13 protein-coding genes are annotated in these 19,565 nt (G+C 40.4%); 7 read left to right on the forward strand and 6 right to left on the reverse strand.

Annotated elements, in window-relative coordinates:
* Positions 1-538 precede the first annotated feature (538 nt).
* The gene (locus AB0756_RS19185; protein ID WP_038073258.1) at positions 539-1,975 is read left to right on the forward strand and encodes an AAA-like domain-containing protein; all 1,437 of its coding nucleotides are present in this window, start codon (positions 539-541) and stop codon (positions 1,973-1,975) included.
* 231 nt (positions 1,976-2,206) lie between these two features.
* Here the strand turns inward: AB0756_RS19185 and AB0756_RS19190 are convergent, their stop codons facing one another.
* Positions 2,207-2,764, reverse strand: coding sequence for a calcium-binding protein (locus tag AB0756_RS19190; RefSeq protein WP_038073260.1), 558 nt, complete (start codon positions 2,762-2,764; stop codon positions 2,207-2,209).
* Between the two features lie 435 nt (positions 2,765-3,199).
* Here AB0756_RS19190 and AB0756_RS19195 point away from each other — a divergent pair, with 435 nt between their 5' ends.
* On the forward strand, positions 3,200-4,369 hold the full coding sequence (locus AB0756_RS19195; protein ID WP_038073263.1) for a pyridoxal phosphate-dependent aminotransferase: 1,170 nt from the start codon (positions 3,200-3,202) through the stop codon (positions 4,367-4,369).
* Positions 4,370-4,439: 70 nt separating this feature from the next.
* On the opposite strand, the gene AB0756_RS19200 is transcribed toward AB0756_RS19195, so the two are convergent.
* Entirely contained in the window at positions 4,440-5,618 is a 1,179-nt protein-coding gene (locus AB0756_RS19200; protein ID WP_038073265.1) for a glycosyltransferase family 2 protein, read from the reverse strand.
* 256 nt (positions 5,619-5,874) lie between these two features.
* Between AB0756_RS19200 and AB0756_RS19205 the strand changes: the two genes are divergently transcribed.
* Together AB0756_RS19205 and AB0756_RS19210 are read left to right on the forward strand one after the other, a co-directional pair.
* Complete coding sequence (locus AB0756_RS19205) at positions 5,875-6,051, forward strand: hypothetical protein (RefSeq protein ID WP_153021419.1); 177 nt, start codon at positions 5,875-5,877, stop codon at positions 6,049-6,051.
* A 253-nt stretch (positions 6,052-6,304) separates the two neighbouring features.
* Positions 6,305-7,597: a proton extrusion protein PcxA gene (locus AB0756_RS19210; protein ID WP_038073268.1), complete on the forward strand. Its 1,293-nt coding sequence runs from the start codon at positions 6,305-6,307 to the stop codon at positions 7,595-7,597.
* A 10-nt stretch (positions 7,598-7,607) separates the two neighbouring features.
* Here the strand turns inward: AB0756_RS19210 and AB0756_RS19215 are convergent, their stop codons facing one another.
* Positions 7,608-7,904 carry an acylphosphatase gene (locus AB0756_RS19215; protein ID WP_038073272.1) on the reverse strand — a complete coding sequence of 99 codons (297 nt, stop codon included), beginning with the start codon at positions 7,902-7,904 and terminating at the stop codon, positions 7,608-7,610.
* A 71-nt stretch (positions 7,905-7,975) separates the two neighbouring features.
* Between AB0756_RS19215 and AB0756_RS19220 the strand changes: the two genes are divergently transcribed.
* Entirely contained in the window at positions 7,976-8,341 is a 366-nt protein-coding gene (locus AB0756_RS19220) for a DUF1823 family protein (RefSeq protein WP_038073275.1), read from the forward strand.
* Here AB0756_RS19220 and AB0756_RS19225 read toward each other — a convergent pair.
* Both AB0756_RS19225 and AB0756_RS19230 read right to left on the reverse strand, forming a co-directional pair.
* On the reverse strand, positions 8,338-9,762 hold the full coding sequence (locus tag AB0756_RS19225) for a hypothetical protein (protein WP_038073278.1): 1,425 nt from the start codon (positions 9,760-9,762) through the stop codon (positions 8,338-8,340). The two genes, AB0756_RS19220 and AB0756_RS19225, sit on opposite strands and share 4 nt — an antisense overlap.
* A 23-nt stretch (positions 9,763-9,785) precedes the next feature.
* A complete protein-coding gene (locus AB0756_RS19230; protein WP_050046567.1) occupies positions 9,786-10,244 on the reverse strand; it encodes a hypothetical protein in 459 nt (152 codons plus the stop codon).
* Between the two features lie 194 nt (positions 10,245-10,438).
* Here AB0756_RS19230 and AB0756_RS19235 point away from each other — a divergent pair, with 194 nt between their 5' ends.
* Together AB0756_RS19235 and AB0756_RS19240 are read left to right on the forward strand one after the other, a co-directional pair.
* On the forward strand, positions 10,439-14,764 hold the full coding sequence (locus AB0756_RS19235; protein WP_272900019.1) for an nSTAND1 domain-containing NTPase: 4,326 nt from the start codon (positions 10,439-10,441) through the stop codon (positions 14,762-14,764).
* Positions 14,765-14,849: 85 nt separating this feature from the next.
* Positions 14,850-15,692 carry an Rpn family recombination-promoting nuclease/putative transposase gene (locus tag AB0756_RS19240; protein ID WP_038073283.1) on the forward strand — a complete coding sequence of 281 codons (843 nt, stop codon included), beginning with the start codon at positions 14,850-14,852 and terminating at the stop codon, positions 15,690-15,692.
* A 259-nt stretch (positions 15,693-15,951) separates the two neighbouring features.
* Here AB0756_RS19240 and AB0756_RS19245 read toward each other — a convergent pair whose 3' ends face one another.
* Positions 15,952-19,488 carry a caspase family protein gene (locus tag AB0756_RS19245; protein WP_038073286.1) on the reverse strand — a complete coding sequence of 1,179 codons (3,537 nt, stop codon included), beginning with the start codon at positions 19,486-19,488 and terminating at the stop codon, positions 15,952-15,954.
* Between the last annotated feature and the right edge of the window lie 77 nt (positions 19,489-19,565).

A 19,565-nucleotide genomic window follows, 5' to 3' on the forward strand; every position in this document is an offset into this window, starting at 1 on the left:
TTGAGAAATAGAAGTAGACATTTTTGACTCCTTAATTTTTCTGGTTTGAGTTTTTAGTTTTTTTGTTGGAAAGCTTGTTTGTTGCTTTCTATTGTTAGTATGATTTATGCTTTTGGAAAAGAGTTTAGCTAAATTCAGGAGTGTCTAAATTAATTTCTATTCCAACAGGTTAGAAAAAGTCAGGAAATTCAGGTAAATTCAGATTAGCCTCCCAATTTGAGCTTTAAAACCTATGGGTTTATCGCATTAATTGTGCAGAGTAGGACTGAGTTGTCATTCTCTCGTTTCTCTCGTTCCTAGGCTCAGCCTAGGAATGCATTACGCGAGGCTCCGCCTCGCAGTACAGGAGGCGGAACTGCCAAAGGAGGTATTCCCAGGCTCAGCTACCGGAACAAGAGAGGAAAAATTGGTTGACTCATCAGAATTAATGCGGTGAACCACTAAGATTGCTATATGTAACACTAGTATTGCGTTATCAACCCAAGCTCTTGTAGCTATATCTGCTCTGGCGATAAAAATTCTTATTTTCAAACGAACTATGGAATTTAATTTAAACGAAGCTATTGAAACGGCTAATCAAGTTATACATTCAAAATTCAACAGAAAATTAACAGATCTTGAAATTGTAATTTTGAAGGGAGCGTGGAACCGTGAGGATTATGACACAATTGCTGCCAAACAACAATATGCTACAACTTACATTAGTCAGGATGTAGCGCCCAAGTTTTGGAAACTATTAAGTGATGCTTTGGGAGAAAAAGTTAAGAAAAGTAATTTTAAGGAAGCTTTAAAAAGGTATTGGGAGAAACCATCTTACGGTGCAGTCAATCAAGATTTACCAGTCTCAGCAAGAAAAAAAGAGAACAAACAGACTTCTAGAAACATTGCTAGCGATCGAGAAGACTATCTAGAACAAAATACGCAAATTCACCAAGAACGCAGTCAAGCAGGGAGGAACGAAGTTGCACAAATGGAAGTTTATGTGGAGCGTCCTCCTATAGAAGCGCTCTGCTACGAACATCTTTTACAACCAGGTTCTCTCATTCGGATCAAAGCCCCGAGTCTCATGGGGAAAACATACTTGATGACCAGAGTTTTGAGTCAAGTGACAGAACAAGAAGATTATCATGTTGTTTACTTGAGTTTTAAACTGGCAGATCGGAGCATACATTTCACTAACCTGAATAAGTTCTTGCGTTGGTTTTGCATAAATATTAGTCGCGAACTTCGGTTACCTACAGAATTGGATGAATATTGGGATGAAGAAGGTATGGGTTCTAAAGTCAGTTGTACAACGTATTTTGAGGAGTATCTCTTAACTGAACTGGAAAACCCCCTTGTGCTTTGTTTGGATGATGTGGATTTACTTTTTCCCTATCCTGAAATTTACGAAGACTTTTTTGGGTTATTGCGTTCTTGGTATGAAAAGGCAAGAAGTCGCAGGCTTTGGCAAAAACTACGATTAGCTATCCTACATTCAACAGACGTTTACATTCAACTCAATATTAATCAATCCCCCTTTAATGTCGGGTTACCCATTGAGTTGACTGAGTTTACTCAAGAGCAAGTCTTAGCATTGTCTCAGCAACACGGGCTTGAAATGGCTACAAATTCAGTTGTACAATTAATGGAATTATTAGGAGGGCACCCCTACCTGCTAGAATTAGCTTTTGCTCATCTTAAAGGTCATCCGGAGATAACAGTAGATCGACTTTTAGCGGAAGCACCGACTGAAGCTGGTATTTACCGCCCTCATTTATGGAAATATTGGTTAGATTTGCAAGAACGTCCCAAATTAGCAGCTGCTTTTCAACAAGTGATTGATACAACTCATCCCGTACAAATAGAACCTATATCCGCTTATCAGTTACAAAGTATGGGATTAGTAAAACTTTCTGGCAATCAAGTACAACCTCGTTGTAATTTGTACCGACAGTATTTTCAGATGCGTTTGAGCAGTAGCGAACAAACATAAAAAATCCCACCCGTGCAAGACGGTGGGAATAAACTACTTTCTTGGAAAATTTCATTCTTGACCTATAAAATTGGCAGTCAAGCGGTTGAATAAAATGCAACGATTGCTGTAAAAAGCAAGGAAAAGAAAAGATTTTCTACTCTATCTACCCCTTTTGGTCGTGAATTTTCCTTAGATGGAAAGTAGATTGGTGAGCCACTCGCATATAAAGAGAACTGCGTTGCAGTAAGATTAGACGAGTTGAATATCAAGATTGGTAGAGAAAGCAGCAGGTTTGTTTTCAATCGTGGCAAACTGAACATTAAGGAAGAACAAACCACCAGTTGAGCTGTCATAGCTAAAGTCGTTATTAGACCAAGCACCAAATCCAGCCTCGGAAACCAGAATTTTGTCTCCTTCAGTCCACTCGAAGTCTTTGATAACGTCAATGCCTTCATACAAGTTGTTGAAGACAAATTTATCTGCTCCAGCACCTCCCCAGAGTGTATCTTGGCCATAACCGCCAACTATGGTGTCATCGCCTGCTTCACCATAAATGGTGTCATTCCCACTACCACCACTGAGGAAGTCATTACCGTTGTAACCTAGTAACGTATCGTTACCAGCTTCACCATAAATGGTGTCGTTGCCATCTAATCCGTCAATGTAATCGTTGCCAGCACCAGCGTAAACGGTATCGTCTCCCGCATAAGCGTAAACAGTATCATCCCCTCCGTAAGCGTAGATGCTATCCGCAAATTCAGTCCCGTAAAGTGTATCGTTTCCAGAAGTACCGTCAATGACAGTCATGTTATTTTCTCCTAAAAAAGTGTGTGTCGATCTGTACTAGGTAAGTTTAGGTTCCATCAGAAGTTTACCTCCGATTTAAACCCTCATTAACTTAACGGAGGCTGTAAATAGATTTACGCAGGTGTCAAAAAATTGTTAAAGTTCTTAACAATAAAATTTTGGTTTAGCGATCGCTGGTTATATCGTGTTCGGATAATGGCTTACGATTAAAAATTAAGCGTGTCGCCGCGTCTCCCAATCTCCGCTTCATTCTTATCGTCATTACTTAGGCGAACCCGATCTTAGAGGTTGGAGCGCAAAGCATTACCCCCAGCAAAATAGTTTAAATGTACTAACATCTACAACCAGCTTACAAAAGGAATTATTAAAAGACAAAAATCGATAAAGTTTCTGGTATATCCTTTAATAGGTAAGAATTTGCCTAATAAAGTAACGATGAAGCTTGCAGGACGAGTGAGTCAGGTAACGCCTTCCATAACCTTAGCCATCGCTGCAAAAGCCAAGGCGATGAAGGCAGAGGGTATAGATGTTTGTAGTTTTAGCGCAGGAGAACCAGATTATGACAGTCCGGCGCACGTCAAGGCTGCTGCACAAAAAGCCCTAGATGATGGTAAGACTAAGTATGGACCAGCCGCAGGAGAACCAAAGTTAAGAGAAGCTATTGCCCGCAAGCTTAAAACTGATAACGGTTTGGATTACAAAGCAGAAAATGTCATTGTCACTAATGGTGGGAAACATTCTCTGTTCAATTTGATACTTGCGCTGATTGAATCAGGTGATGAGGTTATTATTCCTGCACCTTATTGGTTAAGCTATCCTGAGATGGTAACGCTTGCAGATGGGGTTTCAGTCATCGTTTCTACAGATGCTTCTACGGGTTATAAAATTACTCCCGAACAGTTACGTAAAGCGATTACCCCCAAGACGAAGTTATTAATTCTCAACTCGCCATCCAATCCTACAGGGATGGTTTATACCCCAGATGAAATCAAAGCAATAGCCGAGATAGTCGTTGAGAAAGATATCCTTGTCGTTTCTGACGAGATTTACGAAAAGATTCTTTATGACGGTGCAAAACACGTCAGTATTGGTTCGGTAGGAGAAGAAATTTTTGCTCGAACCATTATTAGTAATGGTTTTGCCAAAGCTTACTCCATGACAGGATGGCGCATAGGATACTTGGCAGGACCTCTCGATTTGATGAAAGCAACGATTACCATTCAAAGCCACAGTACATCTAATGTATGTACTTTTGCTCAATATGGTGCGATCGCAGCTTTGGAAAGTTCCCAAGACTGTGTCGAACAAATGCGCCAAGGTTTCGCACAACGGCGACAGGTGATGTTGGAAAGACTAAATGCAATTCCCGGACTCACCTGTATCAAACCTGATGGCGCTTTCTACCTATTTCCCGATATTAGCAAAACAGGGCTAAAATCTCTGGATTTCTGTAACGCCTTGCTAGAGAAAGAGCAAGTTGCAGTTATTCCAGGAATAGCCTTTGGTGCTGATGATAACATTCGCCTTTCCTATGCTACGGATATGGCAACAATTGAAAAGGGAATGGACAGATTGGAAAGGTTTGTAAAATTAGTGACTGGTTAATTACTAATAGCTAATGGCTAATGGCTAATGGCTAATGGCCAGCCTACCATTAGCTAGCAGCAAATAGCTACTAGCTATTAGCCATCAATCCCATCTCTTTCAAACCTTGGCGCAGTCGTTTTGCCTCTTCGGGATTGTGTTGTTCGTGAAGTGCGATCGCAGATCTAAAAGCAGTTAAACTATCTTCTACATAGCCTAGTTTTAATAGCACAACTCCCAGGTTTTGGTAAGCTTCGGCATATTTAGGATTTAATTGAATGGCTTTTTGATAAGCTGCGATCGCGTCTTTGAGCAAATTCATTGCTTTTAATGTCATGCCAAGATTATAGTATCCTATTGTAAAACTGGGATCGATTTTTAAAGCTGTTTCATAAGCTATTTTTGCACCATTTAGATCTCCAGATGCTTTGAACAGAGCACCCAGATTGTTATATGCTCCTAATTTTAGGATTGGATAAATAGGTAATTTGATAGCAGCTTGATAGTGAGCGATCGCCTGTCTGGTATTTTGCAGCCGACTGTAAGCAATACCCAAATGGTAATAAAGTTCGTACAAAATATCGTAGTTCTCTTCAGCAGAAGCAACTCCTCGCGCTAGCAACTCTACTCCTTGTATGACTTTGCCTTGTTCTACATAAACTGCACCCAATTTACTACAAACATAGGGATCGTTAGGATGAGCAGCAAAAAACTTCTCCATTGCTGCTTGTGCTTTAGCAAATTTATTCTGTCGGGCTATAGTATCTTTTTGATATCCTGTATGTAAAATGGCAACTCCTTCCAAGTAACCAATTTGCCAATGCGGTTCTTTATCGATCAGCGTAGATACACTATCATCTACCAAAGCGTGGTAAGGGCGAGAAAAGGAGATTTCAGGATGCTTGCGGAATAGGCGAGAAACCAAGGAATAAGGAGATTGTTCTGCACCAACTTCGTGGCGTACCAGGTTAATAAGCAGGTATTCTTCCCTTTGTATAGCTTCTTTTAACTGCGGTACTATTTTTTGGGTGAGAGATTCATCTGCGTCAAGTACAAGAACCCAATCACCTGTCACATATTTTAAAGCTTCATTGCGAGCAGCACTAAAGTCATTGCACCATTCAAAATGGTGTACCTCAGCACCAAATTTTTTAGCGATTTGTGGAGTATTATCTGTTGAACCTGTGTCTAACACAACCATCTCATCAACAAGGTTCTTAACGCTACTCAGACATTTAGGAAGCGTTGTTTGTTCGTTTTTGACAATCATGCACAGGCTGAGTTTCATAATCTGATGTTATCTGAACTTTCTGAGGGTAGGGAAAGAGCAATAAGCAAAGCTTAACCCCTTAAGGCGTATCGCGCTCACAATACTAATGCTAGATTTAGATTGCTGTGTGTAATGTAGCCAATTATCTTCTTTTAAGAAGTGGGTGCAAAAAGGAACTGGTCTGAGGACTGGGGACTGGGAAATACACTCAATAACCCTGATAACATAAAAAGTAGTTTACCTGCATTGATAAAAGATGACGACTATTACCTTGCAGTTGTCAGTTGAATTAGAGCAAAAACTCAGAGAAAGTATTGCGCGTCGAGACGCCCAAAGTCTTCCACGGCTATTTGCTAATGCGTTTGCACCAACAGTAGAAGCACTACTGGAAAAAACACATCCTCAATTCGGTTTTGCTGGAATGAGCAGGTAAAGATGTGTTGGAAGCAAGTGTAGGTAAGTTCTTGGATGAACTTGCGTTATCCATGAATCAATTCTACCAATACTGTCAGACTAGTACGGTAAGCCCTGAAGGTATTTACAATGTGTAAAATTCTTGGAGATGGGCGATCGCCTTAAAAATTAGAGTTTATCTGTTCCGTTTTTTGGGCTCTCTCATCTGCTATTGTTGACTTGAAAATTAACTCAACAACCTCAAATGCATACCTAAATCCATAAATATTCTCATGAAAGATTATTTTTTGAAGAAAAAGACAGTGGTTTTTAAAGAAAAAATTCAAGAACATTTGCAATTTATCTACCGATGGCTGACAGGTACACCAGAAAGAGCACTTGTAGAAGCTTATCGGGCGGCTCAAACCATAAGAAATCTTGAAGTCGAACACTTTGCTGGAAAGAAAATATCTTCCGCAACGGGAAATTATTCTGAAACTGCCATGTCTTATTGGCAGGTACAATTAGAAAAAAACCTTATTATCATTAAATTAAGATTAACAGAATTTCAGATAGGTAATTCGGTTTTAAACACTTCCAATGCTAGCTTTTTGGAAAAGCTACAGTTTATTGATGAAATACTAGATCAGTATACTTACAGACAAGAAAAGCCAACACAAGCCAGCGATCGCAATATAGTATTAAAACCACAAAATTCTTTAGAAGTTAGTAATGTTATTGAAAATCCAATAACTTCATCTCAAGGAACTGAGATGAGGGTTGAATCTGCTTTTAATAAATCAGGGCTTTTACCTAGAACTATTGGCAGAACCTTCAGTAGAATTCAAGAAGATTTTTCTCCAGAAGCTGAAGCAAAATTTGTGAGAAATTTTCGTATTTCTCAAAATAGAACAAGAATGGCAGTTAGATTTTTACTGTTGTTAGTCATTATACCAATGCTAACTCAGCATTTCTCTAAACCTTTGATAGAACCTATTATTGCAAGAGTAAGAGGCGAAACTCCAAATCAAATTTTTCTTAACTCTGAGATGGAAGAAGAAGCTTTTAAAGAATTAAAGAATTTTGAAAAAAAGCTTCAATTTCAACATTTCATCTCTCAAGCACCGCCTATTTCTCCGGAGTCAATAGAGCACCAAGTCAAAGAGAAGGCGCACGAACTTGTTGAGGAATTTCAAGCAAAAACTAATAGTGCTATTAGCAATATTTTTGCTGATTTATTAGCGCTGATTGCTTTTGCTTTAGTTATTGTTACAAGTCAGAAAGAAATTCTTGTCGTAAAAGCTTTTTTAGATAATATCATTTATGGTTTAAGTGATAGTGCTAAAGCTTTTTTAATTATCTTATTCACGGATACATTTGTAGGTTTTCACTCACCTCATGGATGGGAGGTGATTCTAGATAGTTTTGCGAAACATCTCGGACTTCCAGCCAATCAAAGCTTGATATCTTTATTTATTGCCACTTTTCCCGTAATTTTAGATACTATATTCAAGTACTGGATCTTCCGCTATCTCAGTCGGTTGTCTCCTTCCGCGCTAGCCACATATAAAGATATGAACGAGTAAAAGAGTTGTACTAGCGCCTCACTTGAAATCCTTGCAGCCCTTCCGGTTGTTCGTATTCTATATGCACATCTTTCACCATAGCAGCTGGTGGGCCTTCATAACACCAACGAATTATCTCATCTACTACCTCCTGAGTTCCTTCAAAAACTGCTTCTACGTCCCCATTAGGGAGATTCCGCACCCAACCCGTTAATCTGAGTTGGGTGGCAGTTTCCACGGTAGCATAGCGATAACCTACCCCTTGAACTCTCCCAGAAATAAATACGTGGGCGCGAACTTGCTTTGACTGCGGTGTGGTATTCTGCATTAACTAGTTAGGGTTTGATACATTTCAGCCTACTTTGTTTATTATCGCAATTTTGAATTGTTTAGGTATCTATGTCTAATTTGCCATCTCTGACAACAGAAACTATTTGGGCAATTCTCAACGAAGAAATTGATGACGCTACAGTCAATCAGTTAGTCTGGCACTTTTTGGGCTATCGCTATGACTCGTCAACCAAACAGTGGGATAACACACAAGTTACACCCGAGTGGCGGGATGAGTATCCCGAACCACCTAATTTTATTGAAAGTCGCCCTGCAACAGTCAAGCTGACTCGTTCGATTCCACCAGAGAACAAACAACTCTTAAAGGAAAAACTAGGCTTTAAAGGTTATAAAATTGGAGAGTTTGGACCCCGACAAACTCGCAGAGCAACGGCTGCAAACTGGTTGCTAAGTTTTATGCAGCAGACATCTTAACCTTGTCTGTGACTTGTAGAACCCCATAAGTAAATTGCCACCCAAGTCAATACGGCTGCTGCGATCGCTACACCAATTCCGTATAGAAATGGAATAGCTGGATCGAACCACCACGGTTTTGGTGTTGGATTTCCTATATATTTGCTAAGGAGAATACTGAGTGGATCTGTATTCCCTTCTCCCAGTTTTTCTAAAGATGCAACCATCGAACCTGCAGTCAATCCCACACCAATAATAGCAATAGTATTTTGGAAATTTTGAGCACTTCGCGCACGATTGACTTCTACTTCAACGCGTATAAAATTGACTGCGATATTTAACATTTCTAAGCCCTTACTCAAATTATGATAATCTTTTTGTAGCTGCCGCAAATATTTTTCTTGTACTTGCTGACTAAATTTCTTCAAAAACTCTAAATCGCTTTGAATTCCCCCGGCAGTTGAGTTTTCCAATATAGTCTTCAATCGTTGGGAATAATTGTACAGATTAACTTCAATAGTATTAGATTGATAATCTAGATAATTTAAATCAATTGTATATTGAGAAAATAAATTTTCAACTCTACCTAAATTTTTCTGAAGCTGCTTCAAAGTAATTTTTTCTGATTCTTTTTTTCTTAAAAATAAGATAAAATCCTGAATCTCAACAAAATCTTTTTTTAAATATGTCTTTATTTTTCTGCTTTCATTATACGCCCAAATAATTTTACTTCTATAACAAAATAATCGCAACCAATCATCAATCAATTCTCCCGATTTTTCTGCTGTAACTTCATCAGGATAAATGATAATTATAACATGATGATTGTCTTCAATTCTATCTTCTATAGTGACAGGAGACCCTAATTTTCTAAAATTCTCTTGGCGCAATTCAAAGATACATCCTCCTAAAATCTGACCTTTACCCTGCAAATTATTCTGCCAGTTAGCGTTAGGAATTAAGTTTTGATAGCATTCGCGAGCAATCATTTCAGACTGTTCTGGAGCAGTCGTCTTTGAAAGACTACCAGACACTAACCAGGTTTCCCCTAAATTTGCTTCTTGATAGTTTATGCTTTGGAAAATCAGGTTGCGTAAAGTTTTGATGCTACTAATTGGATAAAGAGCAATGCGATCGGCAATCGAACAATCTACTAATAGCCCATAAGTATCGCTCAACCGTACTGGATAATAATATCCTTCATAATCTGGAGATTTTAAATCTAAAGGTGTTATTTGTTTGTCACCAAGTAATTCTACAAAATCAGCTTCCAATTCAACTTGGATCTCTTCATCTTTCTCTTGAATTGAAAAATGAATATTTGTTGGTAATTTTTGAAAGAACGACTGACGATTTTCTTCTAGTTGTGCAGTACTATGTCCGAGTGCATCTCGCAAGTCATAGAGAAACAAATCGACAGTGGGATAGACTAGATGAGCCATGAAATGGGTAAGTATAAATTAGATCATTGGTAAAGTTTTTTCTGAAGACGCTCAAGAAAGCTAAGTTGCTTGGCTTTTTCAGATGGCTCATCACTTCTTAAAATGGGGACAACAATATCGTTGACTATTTCATTACCACTGTCAGGCTTAGCCAACCTAGGCGGTTTATAACCGCGTACTTCACGCTTACTATTAGTTACTAGCTCCTTCTCTAGCTCACCCTTATTCGGTAATAAGGAAGCTAAAAGATGACTGTCCATGATTTCCAGCTTAGCTTTAGTCGCCTGATAGCGCTGATATAGAGAAGTGTTTGATGAAATTAATTTCATCAAGCGTTCTTGAATATCATTCCAGCGTTGGGGAAAGTCGAGAGCAAGTTGCTCCCCAATCGTTTCTAATTCAGTGTTTTCAGAAGGAGTCAAGGTAACATCAAAGTCCTTCAGAACTAGTAGTAGAGCAAGTAGTGTTGTATTAGCAGACATAAGTATAATAATATCAAGAATCAACACGGAGATACATCCATAATTATAAGGATTCCGGAAAACGCAAGCACCAATAAAGTAATTGTACGCTTGACAGAGAAAGGAAAGATTTTGACATACCCCCAAAAACTTGATGTTTCTCTGTAAAAATTTGTATCAAAATATATTCAACATCACCTTAAATTTACTTTGCCATGAAGCGGGAAGCCCTGGTTGTTGGTATTAATCGGTACCCTTATATGAAGAATCTCTCGCAACCTGCAAAGGATGCAGAAGCGATAGCACGACTTCTAGAGGATTATGGGGATTTTGAGGTGCAGCGTTTGCCTTCTCAGACAGGGAAACGGGAAGTCAGTCCGAAGGAATTACTACAGAAACAAGAACTCGAAGAAGCGATTAAGCGGCTTTTTCACCCGAAAAGTCACATAATTGCTAATACAGCGTTATTGTATTTTGCGGGACATGGTTTGCTTAAGGGAGAGAATCATAATATACAAAGTTTTTTGGCTACCAGTGAAGCAGATCCAGAAGGGGACAGATGGGGCTTTTCAGTTAGAGATTTACGGGAAATATTAGCAAGCAGTCCAGTAAAGCAACAGATTGTTTGGCTTGATTGCTGTTACAGTGGCGAGTTATTAAATTTTCTAGAAACAAATTTATCGGAAGTGAAAAAAAGACGCGATCGCTGTTACATAGCTGCGTCTCGAGATTTTGAGTTAGCATACGGGCAGGAGTTAGGAGAATATGGAGAACTGACAAACGCTCTCCTACAAGGACTCGATCCCAAGCAGAGAGAAGATGGCTGGGTGACAAATTATACCTTAACAGAGTTCGTGAGACGGGCAATGAGGACAACTGCGCCACAGCATCCCGCTTTTAGCAATACAGGTAGCGCCATTATTCTGACTGGCATAAAGGGAGTGCGAGGTCAAATCTGCCCTTACAAAGGATTGGAATATTTTGATTTCAATCCGGAAGCCCCAGAACAATCAACAGACCCCGATTTTTTCTACGGGCGCTCGCAATTAACTTCACATCTGTTAGACAAGATAGAAAAGAGCAATTTTCTAGCAGTGCTTGGAGCATCAGGAAGTGGCAAATCCTCTGTTGTCAGAGCAGGGTTACTCTATCAACTGTATTTAGGTGAGAAAATACCGGGTAGCGAGCAATGGCAAATCTACAAACCATTTACCCCAGGCGAGTATCCGCTTCAAAGTTTAGCAGAGGTTCTGTTAAAGCCAACAATCGCACCAGAAGATTTCATCGCAAAGATTTCAGATATTCAAGCACCTCGCGTGGTGCTCACCATCGATCAATTTGAAGAAGTTTTTACCCTGTGCCAAAATCTCGACGAGCGACAACAATTTTTTGAATGTTTGATAAGCGCAGTCAATCGATTGGGGAATAAACTTTGCCTGATACTGATTATGCGAGCGGATTTCCAAGGCAACTGTGCAGAACAGGAATATGGTGGATTGGTAACAAAAATCGACCGGAATTTGGTGAGAGTCATGCCCATGAAGCCGGAAGAGTTAAGGGAAGCGATTACCAAACCAGCCGAACAAGCAGGCATAGAGATCGAGAATCCACTGGTTGAGAAGATGATTGCAGATGTCAAAGGAGAAGCCGGAGGCTTACCCCTATTGCAGTATGCGCTGACAGAACTTTGGAAAAAGCGACCTTTAAAGCGATGGACGCTGTCCGATTACTATAACATTGGTGGTGTGGAAAAGGCGCTGGAAAAACGAGCTGATGAAGTTTATGAATCTCTTTCTGAAGAAGAACAATTGGTTGCCAAGCGGATCTTTTTAGAACTTACTTATTTAGGTGATATTGCCAACACGCGCAGACGAATACACAAATACGATTTAGCCAGCAAACAGCAGACAGAAGATCTTCTTTTGGAAAAAGTGATTCAAAAGTTAGCGGCACCAGAGACGCGATTGATTACGACAGATACAGCATCAAAACCTGGTGATGTTATTTTGGATATTGCCCATGAAGCCCTCATTCGTCATTGGCAAAAGCTGCACGACTGGATAAGAGAGTATCGAGCAGCAATGGAGATAGAACGTAAGATAGAATCAGAAGCTAAAGAATGGGCAAGAAGAGGTAAACCGGAAAATTATCTCCTTCAAGAAGCGAGATTGGTGGAAGCAGAAGATTATTTGGAAAATTACCTTCACCTTGGGTTGTTGGATAGTTTGGCGTTGGAATTTATTGAGGAGAGTCGAAAGAAACGCGAGTTCGAGCAACAAGAAAAAGAAAGAGTTGCTTTTTTAGAACGGGCACTTGCGGAGAAAGAGCAGGCGCTCATTGAAGCAACACTACCAGAAGAAGCAGAGAAAGTTTTGAGTCTACTACCAAATCAGCCTTCAGAAGCTCTCAAGCGATCGATAGAGTTAATAGGTCAGAATTTAGAGAAATTACCAGATAAGATTCTCACTTCCATTCAGGCTAATTTACTAACTGTCACGAACACAGCCCGAGTGTCGAATAAATGCTGGGGACATGAGAGATCTGTGATATCTGTTGCAATTGCTGCCGATTGCAAGATGATTGTCAGTGGTAGTGATGACGGTACAGTTCGGTTGTGGGATTGCACGGGCAATCCTATCGGTAAACCATTACGGGGGCATTTGGGTTATGTCAGTTCTGTTGCCATCAGTACCGATGGTAAAATCATTGTCAGTGGCAGTAAAGATGGCACGGTACGCCTGTGGGATGTAGATGGAAATCCTGTGGGCAAACCAATACTTGGGCATCAAGGTTCTGTGAGAACTGTTGCTATTAGTACTGATAGCAAAACGATTGTGAGTGGAGGCGATGACAAAGTTGTTCGCTTGTGGGATAGTGCGGGTAATCTTAAGTGCAAACCGCTACGCGGACATAAGGATTATGTCAAGAGAGTAACTGTGAGTGATGATGGTAAGACTATAGTCAGCGTTGGTGCTGATGAGACTATCCGTTTGTGGGATAAGCGTGGCAATCCGATTGGCGAACCTTTATGGGGATATAAAGATAGTATTATATCTGTAATTTTTAATAATAGTAATGAGCCAGTCATTGTCACTGGCAGTCAGCATGGCACGGTACGTTTATGGGACATATCTAACAACCCAATCGCTAAACCTTTGCGGGGACATGAAGCTTATGTCAATGCTGTTGCTATTAGTACTGATGGCAAAATGATTGTGACTGGTAGTGCCGATCGCACAGTACGCGTGTGGGATATCTCTGGCAATTCTATTGGCATACCACTACACGGTCATGAGTCTTTTGTGAATTCTGTTGCGATCGCTACGGATGGTAAGATAATCGTCAGTGGCAGTGATGATAAAACGGTTCGCTTGTGGGATATCTCTAACAACTCCATTGATGAACCGTTACGCGGACACGGAGATTGTGTGAATGCTGTTGCTATTCATGGCGATCGCAAGATAATTATTAGTGGCAGTGCTGACAGTACCATACGTTTGTGGAATAGCAAAAGTCATCCTATCCTCCATCCTTTGCGAGGACACGAGAATTCCGTTAATGCCGTTGCAGTTAGCACTAATGGTAAAATAATTATCAGTGGTAGTACTGATAGTACGGTGCGATTGTGGGATATCTCCGGCAATCCTATTGGTAAACCCTTACGCGGACACGAACGTTGTGTAAATTCCGTTGCAATTAGCACTAAAGGTAAGATAATTGTGAGTGGCAGTGACGACAAGACGATACGTTTGTGGAGTAGCATCGGTAAATCAATTGGCAAACCGTTGCGCGGACATAAAGGTTATGTCAAATCTGTTGCAATTAGTACTGATGCTAAAATAATTATTAGTGGTAGTACTGATAATACAGTACGCTTGTGGGACATTGCAGGCAACCCTATCGGTCTGCCTCTAAACGGGCATGAATATTTTGTCAATGCTGTTTCTATTAGCACTGATAACAAGATAATTGTCAGTGGAAGCGCTGATGGTACGGTGCGCTTGTGGGACACCGATGGTAACCCTATTGGCAAACCGTTACGCGGACATGAAGGTTCTGTGATGTCCGTTGCTATAAGTAGCGATCGCAAGATGATTGTGAGTGGAGGATCTGACGGTACAGTACGCCTGTGGGACACAGATGGTAACTCTTTTGGCAAACCATTATACGGGCATGAAGGTTCTGTCATATCTGTTGCTATTAGTACCAATGGCAAGACAATTGTGAGTGGAGGCACTGATGGTATGGTGCGCTTGTGGCAGGGCGGTTGGCGGGCTTGGCTTGAAGTGTGCTGTAGACGTTTAATGTATCATCTGATTTCAGAGAATCCGGAAATAGATGTTGTTAAATACACTATTGGGGTTAATTTGACAGAGACTTTGAGCAACACAGATTTAGCACTGATTCTTATCAGACAAGGTAACGATTTAGCCCGCTTGAGAAATTTTGCTCTAGCAATTGCCAAGTTTCAACAAGCTGTTGAACTTAATCCTACCCTCAACCTCACTCCTGAAATTGCTGCCCTGCAGTGGCAGCATTAACTTTTTACTATAAGAAAATACTTTTTAAGAAATAAAAATAAATGATCTTAAACTAAGAAAACCACAATTTCTTATTAAGAACTACATGACTGCCGATCCACTTTTCTATGAAATTTTTAAAGAGATACCTGAATTGTTTTTTGAACTTATCGGTCAATCAGGTAAAGATACAAGCATCTATAAATTCAGCGCTCCAGAAATTAAACAGAGAGGATTTCGTTTAGATGGGTTGCTCTCAACTTCTGAAATTTATCTGAACGAACCAATTTATTTTATTGAGGCTCAGTCTTATAAAGATGATAATTTCTACAATCAATTTGTTGCCAAAATCGTTCTTTATCTAACTCAATATCAACCTCCCAATGACGAATGGTATGCTGTTGTCATTTATGACACAAAAAGTAATGAAGGTAATTTTCCGAGATACTTGAATTTTGTCCTATCGAATTTACATCGTTTTTATTTGGATGAACTGGCAAAAACTCCCAACCAATCTCTAGCTGTGGGAGTGATGCGTTTAATAGTCGAAAATAAAAGCCAGGAGAAAACTGGAGAACTTGCCAGACAGTTGCTCCGTCAAGCTCAACAAGAACTTACTGATGCCACTTTAGAGGAAAAGGTTTTAGAATTTATTAAAGCAGTAGTGATTGATAAGTTTGCTAACTTGAGTCGGGAGGAACTTGAAGTGATGCTGAATTTAGATTCTTTAAAAAAAAGTAGAGTTTATCTGGAAGGTAAGCAAGAAGGTAAGCAAGAAGGTAAGCAAGAAGGTAAGCAAGAAGGTAAGCAAGAAGGTTTTGAGGAAGGTGTATTAGTGACAAAGTTAGAGACGATTCCCAAACTCATGAGGTTAGGCTTAAGCATTGAGCAAATTGCAGAATTTTTAGAACTAGATGTAGAAATTGTGAGAGAAAATGCTCGGCAGTAAAACTGACTTGATAAAAGATTGTGATATTGTACGGTTCTGACTTAACTAATGCCGATACAAGTGGCGCTCTAACGGTCCATCGCATTAATTTTGCTGGGTAAGTGAACGCACTACCCACTCTCGTTCCCTGGTTCTACCAGGGAACACAGTCGGCGAGGCTCTGCAGGGCGCTCCACTGGAGGCGGAGCCCCCTGTAAGGCATTCCCAGGCGGAGCCACCGGATCGAGGTATGCGAAGTTTGCCGATCGCCGAGTGCGGGTTAGTGCTTGGGAGACAGTGCTTCTGATAGAGCTGCTAACCCTGAGGGCACAGTAAAGTAAGTTACGTGATCGCATGCAGTATATGGTTCTAATATTCTCGGTGGGGGTGTTCTGTCACTCGTTACACTTGTAATACTAGCCAAACTGACTGCAAGATCGTTGGGTTGCTGAAAGAACGCTAAATCAATAGCTTTATCCACTGCTTTACCAAATAGCTTTTGCATTAATCGATGCAATTGACCGGATTTCTCTTCTGAAATACCCGATATCAATGACCTGTCACCTGCAATAATTGTGTAAGGAACGTGGGGGTCCTCAGACAATGCGATCGCTTTGAAAAATTCAGATTCCGGATGCATTTGCTCCAAAGAAAGATCGTTATTTTCTAAAAGTTCAAGTAACACAGCCACAATTCTTGTCGGCCAAACAACGGCTGAAAGTTGATTCAACCCAAAACTAAGGGCTGTAAATACCCAATCTTGAATGCTAGGCCAGGGGGAACCCGCATTTGGCGTGCCTAACATCACTAAGTGTTGTACAACTTGGTTGCCACCTTCTTGCTCAATAAACCATCGAGCTATCAAACCACCCATAGAGTGAGCTACTATGTGTAATTCTTTACCATGATTTGGTCCCAAGCCAATTTCTTGCAACCGCTGTCCTAAAAGTTTTGCATTTTCTTCAATAGTGGTTTGAAGATTTTCGTAATCAAAAGCCAACACTAAGTCATAGTGTTCTTTTAAAGTCCGATCTTGCCCGTTAACTGTAACTTTAGCTTTGTTAATGGAGGAGAGGCTGCGTTGTGTACTACCAAGAATGCCATGAATGAAGAGAACAATTTTTTGCGCTTGGGCAACTTGTCCTTTAATTGTCTCCTTGTTCGCTTCGTAAGTCACCTTATCTTTATCGTCAATGCTTGCTACAGAACTGAGTAGGGGGTAATTGTAAGGTCTTCCTAACTTTTGATGGGCAACTTTTTCCAAGAAAATTTTGACAGAACCTTGCAAACTACGACTGGTTGTACTTGGTTTGGGCAAACGTTCCAAAACAATTTCTGTTTTGCCATTTTCCGTTCTTATGCCCCGTCCTAAAGGTAAGAAAAACTTATCCTCGCTATCGTAAGCAAATGGTAGGAGGTATTCATTCTCTGTTATTTCTTTATCAATCACTATCGTCAAAGGAGCATCTTTGTTGACAACAGTATAGTCTTCAATATCGCTTAACTCTATTGCACTCAATCCCGGATCGCTTCCTCGACTACTAGTAAATGCAAAAGATTGGGTAACTCGAGGTTCTTGACGCAGGATCGCAGGCAAAATTAGGTTACCCAAATCCCGACTCGCTTGGGGTACTGTAGTCAAATTCACCTTAGCACGCAAACTGGGATGGGGTTGTACCTCAACCAAACCATCTTGTAATGAAGTACTACTATGAGATTTAATTGGTTTGGCATCTTGCGGTTTTATGAGAGTGACTGTAATTTCTTTTGTCATCCAATCATCATAAGTCCCTTGCGCTCTCACAGCATTACGCGTATGCACTCCATCTAACAACCGATCCAATGTTCCGCCATACTGTTCTGTCGAACGATTTCTTGGGGGAGGGTTCAATCCATCTTGCTGCAGCAAACTTGCATTAAATTCTGTGGTACAGACAATCAATTTGAAAATATCTTTATACTCTGTAATTCCCTGTTCTAAAAATGCCTCTGGTATATAGAAAGTGAGTTCACTTTCTACAGATGAACTTCCTCCACTATCGCTTGGTGCTAACCGGATACTGCTTTTTTCCTCAAATAAGTCAGCATTGATTGCGTAATCTTCTGAGAGAAGTACGACATTGGCGTAGAGAGTTTTAAAACTACGATTTGTCAATCTGACTTGAAGAACTGGGCCAAGCCACTCATTGTTATTACTGTCATGGGTATACTCTACGCGCAATTCTGAACTTGATGGCGACTCTTTCTTTCCGGAAACAATTGTAATAGACATCTCTACATCATCAGGTTTAATTCGGCTCGTTGCAGGAGTGGAGAGATCTAAAACATTCTTCCAACGGGCGATATGCTCTAGACGCGTCACGAGTGCAGACGCCATTTCGGATGTGTAACTTTCTCCATTTGAAGCTTCTGGAATGGGAGCGATCGCAGGGCTTAAGTCTTCACGTTGTAAAATCCAATACTGATTCTTATTGGCAGCTAAATAGTAATTTGCATCTGCGGCTTGCTCGACTTCACGCACATATAATGAAGGCTGATTTTTCAGTCCAGATGTTTGTAATGTTTTCCGTGCTAGTTCTATACCGACAGCATCACTTTCATCAGTCTTAAAGTAAACTTTTAAAGGCGGAAGTGGTAAGCCGATCGCTACAGCCTTATAACTTTCTTTTTCCGATAACTTTTCTTCACCCTTAGTAATTTGTACTTTACTTCGTTGAGGAAATACTTTAGTGACTTTTGCTTCGCCCAAAGCAGCATCAAGGTTGCGTAACTCTTCGGAATTAGCTGTTAAGGGAAAAATTGCGAGTAGAGTTTCTGTCTCTTGAGAAACTCTCAGACCGTGGAGTCCACCACCATCAATAAGCCAACCATTCTCATTTCTGTTATAAGTTAGGGCAAAAAACACATCGCGATCGCCAATTGCACCGCCTAAGAAAGGCTGGTCTAGCTCCTCGGGATTGGTTGCGTCAACTTGCGGCGATTGTTCCTTAACTTTACCACTAACGATCGCATTAATATTTCTGGCTAAGTCTCGGTAGGTGATTTTACCATTAGTCCGTTGGAGTGTTTGCATCAAAAAGTAAGAAAAAACGCCTCTTGGTTCACCTCGATCTCCTTTGTACTCTTTAGCCAACTCATAATCCCTACAAGCAGAAAACATAATATGCTTACCTCTTGGTGGTAAAACAACACCAGTCGTCTTTTTCTGCTCGTCCAAATTACGAGAGGACGTTAATATCTCATCCAATGCTTTTTGGTCTTCATAAAACAGATAGCTCTTCAAATCTCGCTCTCGATTATCTACAGAGGCGCGACGAACTTTCACATCTGGTGCTAAATCTCTCGTTCCCGAACCAGAGTGACAGCAATCAAGCACAATCAAGACATGAGGGTCTTTCTTTGCCACAAGAGAGATCAGGTAAGATAACTCTTTATCTGCAAGGTCTTTCCCATTCGCTGTACGGCTATCATAGCAAATCAAACTTTCATTCAAACGGTCTGGTTCTAAAACCCAAAATTCCTCTGGTGCTTTTTCTTGACCCCCATGACCTGCATAGTAGAAAAACACAACATCACTGCTGTCAGCCTTGCACAGATGATCCTTAAAGCCTTGAATAATTGCTTCGCGAGTGGCTTGTTCGTTCTTCAAAATCAATGGTTCTATCAATTGCCATTCACCATCTTTTGTGCGCTCTTCAAGATATTCTTGCGCTGCTGCAATATCATTAACGCACCCCTGTAATGAAGGGACTGGAGAAACTGAGTTAGGGTCGTATCTATCGATACCGACAAGCAGTGCGTAAATACTTTTAGCCATGTCTGTTTACCCGAATATTGCTGTTGTTTTTAAATGTTTGCTAAGTACCGTGTGGATTAACACAGTTTTAACAATGA

This window comes from Tolypothrix campylonemoides VB511288_2, from assembly GCF_045999855.1.
GTDB classification, from domain to species: domain Bacteria; phylum Cyanobacteriota; class Cyanobacteriia; order Cyanobacteriales; family Nostocaceae; genus Scytonema; species Scytonema bouteillei_A.